Source organism: Streptomyces sp. (assembly GCF_036566765.1).
Lineage (GTDB): Bacteria > Actinomycetota > Actinomycetes > Streptomycetales > Streptomycetaceae > Streptomyces.
The window spans coordinates 1-7490 of record NZ_DATCVQ010000405.1 but is presented as its reverse complement, the minus strand read 5'-3'; the positions used below and the strand labels follow the sequence as shown (position 1 = coordinate 7490).

The window sequence follows — 7490 nt, the reverse complement described above, 5'->3', positions numbered from 1 at the left end:
ACCGGGCGGCGGGGCGGCTGCCGCTGCCGCGGGCGGTGACGTACGGCCTCGCGAGTCCCTTCGCGCACCCGGTCCGTACGCTCGCGATGCTGCTTGCGGTGGCGTTCGGCACGGTCGCGGCGACCTTCGCGCTGGGGCTGACCGGGTCCCTGAACGCGGTCGGCGAAGCGCAGGACCCCGAGGAGCGCGCCCCCGTCACCGCCATCGGCGGCGCACCGACCCCCCACGGCGGGCCTCCGCCGCCGGGGCAGGGCCCGCAGCCGGCGGGCGGGCAGACGGGCGCCACGGCCGACCCGGCGAAACTGCGCGCCGCCATCGAGGCGCAGCCGGGTACCGCTTCGTACTACGGCAAGACCCTTGCGGACGCCACGGTCGCCGGGGCCTCCGTGCCGATCAGGGCCGCCCTCTACCAGGGCGACTCGGGCTCCGGCGCCTACGCGATGATCTCCGGGCGCTGGCTCACCGGCACCGGCCAGGTCGTGGTGCCCTCGCGGTTCCTGGACAAGACCGGCACCGAGGTCGGCGACACGGTGCGGGTGACCGTCGGGCAGCACACGGCGTCCCTGCGGATCGTCGGCGAGGCCTTCGACACCTCTGACGACCGGCTGGAGATCCATGCGGACCTCGCCGACTTCCCGGCGCTCCGGCCCGGCATCTTCCTCATCGATGTGAAGCCGGGCGTCGTGCCCGCCGAGTACGCCGAGAAGCTCGCCGTCGCTGTGCGGCCGCTGGGCGGCGACGTCATGGCCAACTCCTCCTCGGAGGGGGAGAACATGATCCTGCTCCTGGAGGCTATGGCGGTGCTGCTCACCCTCATGCTGGTCTCCGTGGCGGGCCTCGGGGTGCTCAACTCCGTCGTCCTCGACACCCGTGAACGCGTTCACGACCTCGGCGTCTGCAAGGCGATCGGGATGACGCCGCGGCAGACCGTGAGCCTCGTGCTCGCCTCGGTGGCGGGGATCGGCGTGCTCGGCGGACTGCTCGGCGTGCCGGCCGGCGTCGCGTTGCACGGCTTCGTGCTGCCCGTGATGGGGCACGCCTCGGGCACCGAACTGCCGCAGTCGGTCCTCCAGGTGTACGAGGCTCCCGAGCTCGTCCTGCTGGGCCTCGCCGGGATCGTCATCGCCGTCCTGGGCGCGCTGCTCCCGGCGGGCTGGGCCGCCAAGGCCCGTACGGCCACGGCGCTGCGGACGGAATGACGCGAAAACGGACGAAGGGCCTCACTCCCCCGAGGAGTGAGGCCCTTCGCCGTGGAAAGCGGTGGGATCAGAGGATGCGGACGGCGCCGGACGGGCGGTCGTAGTCCAGGGAGCGCTCGACGACACCGGTGGACGGGTTCTGCGCGCCGACGAAGTTGCCGCCGCCCACGTAGATCGCCACGTGGTACGAGCCGCTGCGGCTGCCCCAGTAGAGGATGTCGCCGGGCTGCAGGTTGTCCAGCGAGACGGAGGTGCCCATGCTCGACTGGTCGCTCGAGATGCGCGGCAGGTCGACGCCGGCCTCGCGGTAGGCGGCCTGGACGAGGCCGGAGCAGTCCCAGGAGTTGGGGCCGGTGCTGCCCATGACGTACGAGTCGCCGACCTGGGCGCGGGCGAAGGCGACGATCGCGGCAGCGGAGCCGGTCGCCTGCTGCGTGCCGTAGGAGCTGCCGGAGGACGCGGAGAGCGAGGTGCGCTCCGCCGTGCGGGAGGCGCGCTCCTTGGCCTCCTCACGGGCCTTCTCGGCGCGCGCGGCGTCGGCCTTGCGCTCGGCCTCGGCCTTGGCCTTCTTGGCCGCCTTGACGGCCTGCACGTTGGCGGCGTTCTCCTGGACGGCGAGGTCCAGGTCGAGCGCCTCCTGCTGCGAGGCGTCGGCGGCGGCGGCGACGGCGGTCGACAGCTCGGTGTCGAGCGAGCCGATCGTCGGCATTTCGATGGTCTCGGTCACCGGCTCGGCATTCGCCGGCCCGGCAGCACCGGCCACCGCGATGGTGCTGAGGACGCCACCGGCAACTCCGGCACGGAGCGCGATCTTCGAAGCGCTGCGGCGGGGCTTCCGGTGGCTGGGTATGTGAGCGGTGTGGGACATGAGGACAACCGCTATCAGCCCCCACGGGTTCCCTTCAAGAAACGTGTGTTGCGCCACAGTTACGTTCGGAACCACATAATCCGCTTCTGTCACAGCCTTATTGACGGCACAACGGACAATCCGGGCAGCGGCAAACAGGCCCTTGAACAAGGGTTATCCGCGAAACGTCCGAATTGACCCGCGCTTACCACTCCTTCACGCCGATGGCCAAGCCCTGCTTTTTCCCGGCTCCCACGGTGTGGCACAGGTCACACCTAAGGGGTCCTCTGGGTGGCCGAGCGCTCGTGAACGCACGCACGCGTCCACTTCCGTACCGCCGACCCCCCGACCGGGCGACGGCGGGCCGCTATATCACCGGCCGCTCGTCCATCGCCAATTTGCCTGTACTGCCCATCGCTTGATAGTGCGCCACCCCTCCCACCAGCGGTTTCCGGTCCAGATGTCACATCTGGTGATCACCTGCGCGCTTCGCGTATCAAGATCACCGCTCATCCGACTTCATGATCCTTCGTCAGGTGGTGGAGATCACAAAGTCGTTGGCGCACCCCGTGTCGCAGATCACAGAGGGGCGGGCATAAGATGCGGGGCAGTCGGGCTTGTGAACTGCCTCACATGTGCGCGATCTTCCGAGGCGGCGATGACGGGATGCCCGGTGCGGTCCAACGGTCAAGGACGACTGGAAGGAGCGAGGAGCATGAATGCGTACGCGCCCATCCTCGTGCTCGGTGCCCTCGGCGCAGGGTTTGCGATCTTCTCCGTGGTCATGGCCACGCTAATCGGCCCAAAAAGGTACAACCGGGCCAAACTTGAGGCGTATGAGTGCGGCATCGAGCCGACGCCCACGCCGGCCGGAGGCGGCCGCTTTCCCATCAAGTACTACCTGACGGCGATGCTCTTCATCGTCTTCGACATCGAGATCGTCTTCCTCTACCCCTGGGCCGTCACCTTCGACGCCCTGGGGCTTTTCGGGCTCGTGGAGATGCTGCTCTTCGTGCTCACCGTCTTCGTCGCCTACGCCTATGTGTGGCGGCGCGGCGGCCTGGAATGGGACTGAGGGGCTGAGGAGCACCCATGGGACTCGAAGAGAAACTGCCGAGCGGCTTTCTGCTGACGACGGTCGAACAGGCTGCGGGCTGGGTGCGCAAGGCGTCCGTCTTCCCCGCGACCTTCGGCCTCGCCTGCTGCGCCATCGAGATGATGACGACCGGCGCCGGCCGCTACGACCTGGCGCGCTTCGGCATGGAGGTCTTCCGCGGCTCGCCGCGCCAGGCCGACCTGATGATCGTCGCCGGACGCGTCAGCCAGAAGATGGCGCCCGTCCTGCGGCAGGTCTACGACCAGATGCCCAACCCCAAGTGGGTGATCTCCATGGGGGTTTGCGCATCCTCGGGCGGAATGTTCAACAATTACGCGATTGTGCAGGGTGTTGATCACATTGTGCCGGTTGACATCTATTTGCCGGGCTGCCCGCCGCGCCCGGAGATGCTGATGGACGCGATCCTCAAGCTCCACCAGAAGATCCAGACCTCGAAGCTCGGCGTGAACGCCGAGGAGGCCGCCCGTGAGGCGGAGGAGGCGGCGCTCAAGGCCCTGCCGACCATCGAGCTGAAGGGCCTTCTCCGGTGAGCGACGAGACCCCCAACCCCGAGAAGGACCTCAGCGCGCAGAACCTGCCGGGCCAGCGCGGCGAGCACGGCGAGGAGGTCCGCGTCCAGCGCGGCATGTTCGGCGCCAACAACGGCGGCGACACCTCCGGCTACGGCGGCCTGGTCCGCTCCGTGCGCCTGCCGGGGCCGGCCTCCCGCCCGTACGGCGGCTGGTTCGACGAGGTCGCCGACGAACTGGAAGGCGCCCTGGAGGAACAGGGCCTCGTCCCCGAGAACGCGATCGAGAAGACGGTCGTCGACCGCGGCGAGCTCACCTTCCACATCGAGCGCGAGCACCTCGTCCGCGTCGCCCGCACCCTGCGCGACGACCCCGCCCTGCGCTTCGAGCTCTGTACGGGCGTCTCCGGCGTCCACTACCTCGGCGACAAGGGCCGCGAGCTGCACGCCGTCTACCACCTGCGCTCGCTCACCCACGGCCGGCTGATCCGGCTGGAGGTCTCGGCCCCGGACGCCGACCCGCACATCCCGTCGCTCGTCGCGGTCTACCCCACCAACGACTGGCACGAGCGCGAGACGTACGACTTCTTCGGCATCGTCTTCGACGGCCACCCCGCCCTCACCCGGATCATGATGCCGGACGACTGGCAGGGCTTCCCGCAGCGCAAGGACTACCCCCTCGGCGGCATCGCCGTCGAGTACAAGGGCGCCCAGATCCCGGCTCCGGACCAGCGGAGGTCGTACTCGTGAACACTCCCTCTGCCTCCCCCCGGGAGACCACCGAGGGGACCGTCTACACGGTCACCGGCGGCGACTGGGACGAGGTCGTCCAGTCCGCCGCCAAGGCCGACGACGAGCGCATCGTCGTCAACATGGGCCCGCAGCACCCGTCCACGCACGGCGTGCTCCGGCTCATCCTGGAGATCGACGGCGAGACCGTCACCGAGGCCCGCTGCGGCATCGGCTACCTCCACACCGGCATCGAGAAGAACCTCGAGTACCGGACCTGGACGCAGGGCACCACCTTCGTCACCCGCATGGACTACCTCACCTCGTTCTACAACGAGACGGCGTACTGCCTGGCGGTCGAGAAGCTGCTCGGCATCACCGACCAGATCCCGGACCGGGCGAGCGTCATCCGCGTGATGCTGATGGAGCTCAACCGGCTCTCCTCCCACCTGGTGGCCATCGCCACCGGCGGCATGGAGCTCGGCGCCACCACGATCATGATCTACGGCTTCCGGGACCGCGAGATGATCCTGGACCTGTACGAGCTGATCACCGGCCTGCGCATGAACCACGCGTTCATCCGCCCCGGCGGCCTCGCCCAGGACCTGCCGCCCGGCGCGGTCGACGCGGTGCGCGAGTTCGTGAAGACCATGAAGAAGAACCTGCCGGAGTACGACAAGCTCGCCACCGGCAACCCCATCTTCAAGGCCCGCATGCAGGACGTCGGCTATCTCGACCTCACCGGCTGCATGGCCCTCGGCGCCACCGGACCGATCCTGCGCTCCGCGGGCCTCCCGCACGACCTGCGCAAGACCGACCCGTACTGCGGCTACGAGAACTACGAGTTCGAGGTGCCGACCCAGGACACCTGCGACTCCTACGGACGCTTCCTCGTCCGCCTGGACGAGATGCGCCAGTCGCTGCGGATCGTCGAGCAGTGCCTCGACCGGCTTCAGCCCGGCGCGGTCATGGTCGGCGACAAGAAGATCGCCTGGCCCGCGCAGCTCGCGCTCGGCCCGGACGGACTGGGCAACTCGCTCGACCACATCAAGAAGATCATGGGCACCTCCATGGAGGCCCTGATCCACCACTTCAAGCTGGTCACCGAGGGCTTCCGCGTCCCGCCGGGACAGGCGTACGCGGCCGTCGAGTCGCCCAAGGGCGAACTCGGAGTGCACGCCGTGTCCGACGGCGGCACCCGCCCCTTCCGGGTCCACTTCCGCGACCCGTCCTTCACCAACCTTCAGGCCATGGCGGCGATGTGCGAGGGCGGCCAGGTCGCCGACGTCATCGTCGCTGTCGCGTCCATCGACCCCGTGATGGGAGGCGTCGACCGGTGACCACCAGTTCTTCCGAGCGGGGCGTCAGCCTGGGCATGCCCGAACTGCCCGCGCCCGCGTACCCGGACGACGTTCGAGAGAGGCTCGAGAGGGACGCGCGCGAGATCATCGCCCGCTACCCGGACTCCCGCTCGGCGCTCCTGCCGTTGCTGCATCTCGTGCAGTCGGAGGAGGGGCACGTCACGCGCACCGGGATGCGGTTCTGCGCGGACGTGCTGGAGCTGACCACGGCCGAGGTGACGGCGGTGGCCACCTTCTACACCATGTACCGGCGCAAGCCCTCGGGTGACTACCAGGTGGGTGTCTGCACCAACACCCTCTGCGCGGTGATGGGCGGCGACGCGATCTTCGCGGAGCTCCAGGAGCACCTGGGCGTCGGCAACGGCGAGACCACCGACGACGGCAAGGTCACCCTGGAGCACATCGAGTGCAACGCGGCCTGCGACTTCGCGCCGGTCGTGATGGTCAACTGGGAGTTCTTCGACAACCAGACCCCGGCGAGCGCGAAGCGCATGGTCGACGACCTGCGCGCGGGCCGTCCGGTGGAGCCCACGCGCGGGGCGCCGCTGTGCACCTTCAAGGAGACCGCGCGGATCCTCGCCGGCTTCCCCGACGAGCGGCCGGGGGCCGTCGAGGCGAGCGGCGGAGCGGGACCCGCGTCGCTGGTGGGCCTCCGCCTGGCCAGGGGAGAGACCGCACCCGCGCGCGTGGTCCATCCGCGCGACGGCGGACCGCACGACGAGCCGCAGGACAAGGCCGTCCACGAGCCGTCCCCGACGGAGCACCTGAGCTCACACGACGCGCCACAGGACACGTCGGCCTCCGACCCGGCCCACCCGGCCGGGCCCGCCGCCGAGGAGGGGGAGTGATGACCTTGGCACCCGAACTGAAGGACACCAGTCCCGAGAAGCTGCTCGCACCCGTGCTGTCGGCCTTCTGGGACGAGGACAAGTCCTGGTCGCTGGACGTCTACAAGAGGCACGAGGGGTACGAGGGGCTCCGCAAGGCGCTCGCCATGTCGCCGGACGACCTGATCGCGTACGTCAAGGACTCCGGTCTGCGCGGCCGCGGTGGTGCGGGATTCCCGACCGGAATGAAATGGCAGTTCATTCCGCAGGGAGATGGAAAGCCGCACTATCTAGTTGTCAACGCCGACGAGTCGGAGCCCGGGACGTGCAAGGACATCCCGCTCCTCTTCGCGAACCCACACAGCCTCATCGAGGGCATTGTCATCGCGTGTTATGCCATCAGGTCGTCGCATGCCTTCATCTATCTGCGTGGTGAAGTCGTCCCAGTACTGCGGCGGCTGCACGCGGCCGTGAGCGAGGCCTACGCGGCCGGCTACCTCGGACAGAACATCCTGGGCAGCGGCCTCGATCTCGAACTCACCGTGCACGCGGGCGCGGGCGCGTACATCTGCGGTGAGGAGACCGCGCTGCTCGACTCGCTCGAAGGCCGCCGTGGACAACCGCGGCTCCGTCCCCCTTTCCCTGCTGTCGCGGGCCTCTATGCGTGTCCAACTGTTGTAAATAACGTCGAATCGATCGCGTCAGTTCCCGCAATTCTCCAAAAAGGCAAGGAATGGTTCCGGTCGATGGGCAGCGAGAAGTCTCCGGGCTTCACGCTCTACTCGCTCAGCGGCCACGTCGCCAGCCCCGGCCAGTACGAGGCCCCGCTCGGCATCACGCTCCGCCAACTCCTGGAGATGAGCGGCGGAATGCGGCCCGGGCACCGGCTGAAGTTCTGGACG

8 protein-coding genes are annotated in these 7490 nt (G+C 68.9%); 7 read left to right on the top strand and 1 reads right to left on the bottom strand.

The features are described 5' to 3' along the window. The coding region (locus VIU94_RS23725; RefSeq protein ID WP_331913893.1) for an ABC transporter permease at positions 1 to 1199 on the top strand (1199 nt) is incomplete at its 5' end. 67 nt (positions 1200 to 1266) lie between these two features. Here VIU94_RS23725 and VIU94_RS23720 read toward each other — a convergent pair. Beyond that, positions 1267 to 2067: a C40 family peptidase gene (locus VIU94_RS23720; RefSeq protein WP_331913892.1), complete on the bottom strand. Its 801-nt coding sequence runs from the start codon at positions 2065 to 2067 to the stop codon at positions 1267 to 1269. A gap of 694 nt (positions 2068 to 2761) precedes the next feature. Between VIU94_RS23720 and VIU94_RS23715 the strand changes: the two genes are divergently transcribed. The 6 genes from VIU94_RS23715 to VIU94_RS23690 all read left to right on the top strand — a co-directional run. Next, positions 2762 to 3121 (top strand): NADH-quinone oxidoreductase subunit A, encoded by a 360-nt coding sequence (locus tag VIU94_RS23715; RefSeq protein ID WP_030494815.1) that lies wholly within the window; start codon positions 2762 to 2764, stop codon positions 3119 to 3121. A gap of 17 nt (positions 3122 to 3138) precedes the next feature. Then, on the top strand, positions 3139 to 3693 hold the full coding sequence (locus VIU94_RS23710; protein ID WP_318104028.1) for a NuoB/complex I 20 kDa subunit family protein: 555 nt from the start codon (positions 3139 to 3141) through the stop codon (positions 3691 to 3693). Further along, complete coding sequence (locus VIU94_RS23705; protein ID WP_331913891.1) at positions 3690 to 4421, top strand: NADH-quinone oxidoreductase subunit C; 732 nt, start codon at positions 3690 to 3692, stop codon at positions 4419 to 4421. The genes VIU94_RS23710 and VIU94_RS23705 overlap by 4 nt, the downstream gene beginning before the upstream one ends. Then, on the top strand, positions 4418 to 5740 hold the full coding sequence (locus tag VIU94_RS23700) for an NADH-quinone oxidoreductase subunit D (protein ID WP_331913890.1): 1323 nt from the start codon (positions 4418 to 4420) through the stop codon (positions 5738 to 5740). Before VIU94_RS23705 ends, VIU94_RS23700 begins: the two co-directional genes overlap by 4 nt. Next, on the top strand, positions 5737 to 6609 hold the full coding sequence (nuoE, locus tag VIU94_RS23695) for an NADH-quinone oxidoreductase subunit NuoE (protein WP_331913889.1): 873 nt from the start codon (positions 5737 to 5739) through the stop codon (positions 6607 to 6609). The genes VIU94_RS23700 and nuoE overlap by 4 nt, the downstream gene beginning before the upstream one ends. Further along, the coding region (locus VIU94_RS23690) for a complex I 51 kDa subunit family protein (protein ID WP_331913888.1) at positions 6609 to 7490 on the top strand (882 nt) is incomplete at its 3' end. The genes nuoE and VIU94_RS23690, both read left to right, overlap by 1 nt.

Excerpts from the sequence above, each read along its gene's own strand:
- VIU94_RS23710 (WP_318104028.1), top strand. The coding sequence starts at position 3,139 with ATGGGACTCGAAGAGAAACTGCCGAGCGGCTTTCTGCTGACGACGGTC.
- VIU94_RS23715 (WP_030494815.1), top strand. The coding sequence starts at position 2,762 with ATGAATGCGTACGCGCCCATCCTCGTGCTCGGTGCCCTCGGCGCAGGG.
- VIU94_RS23720 (WP_331913892.1), bottom strand. The coding sequence starts at position 2,067 with ATGTCCCACACCGCTCACATACCCAGCCACCGGAAGCCCCGCCGCAGC.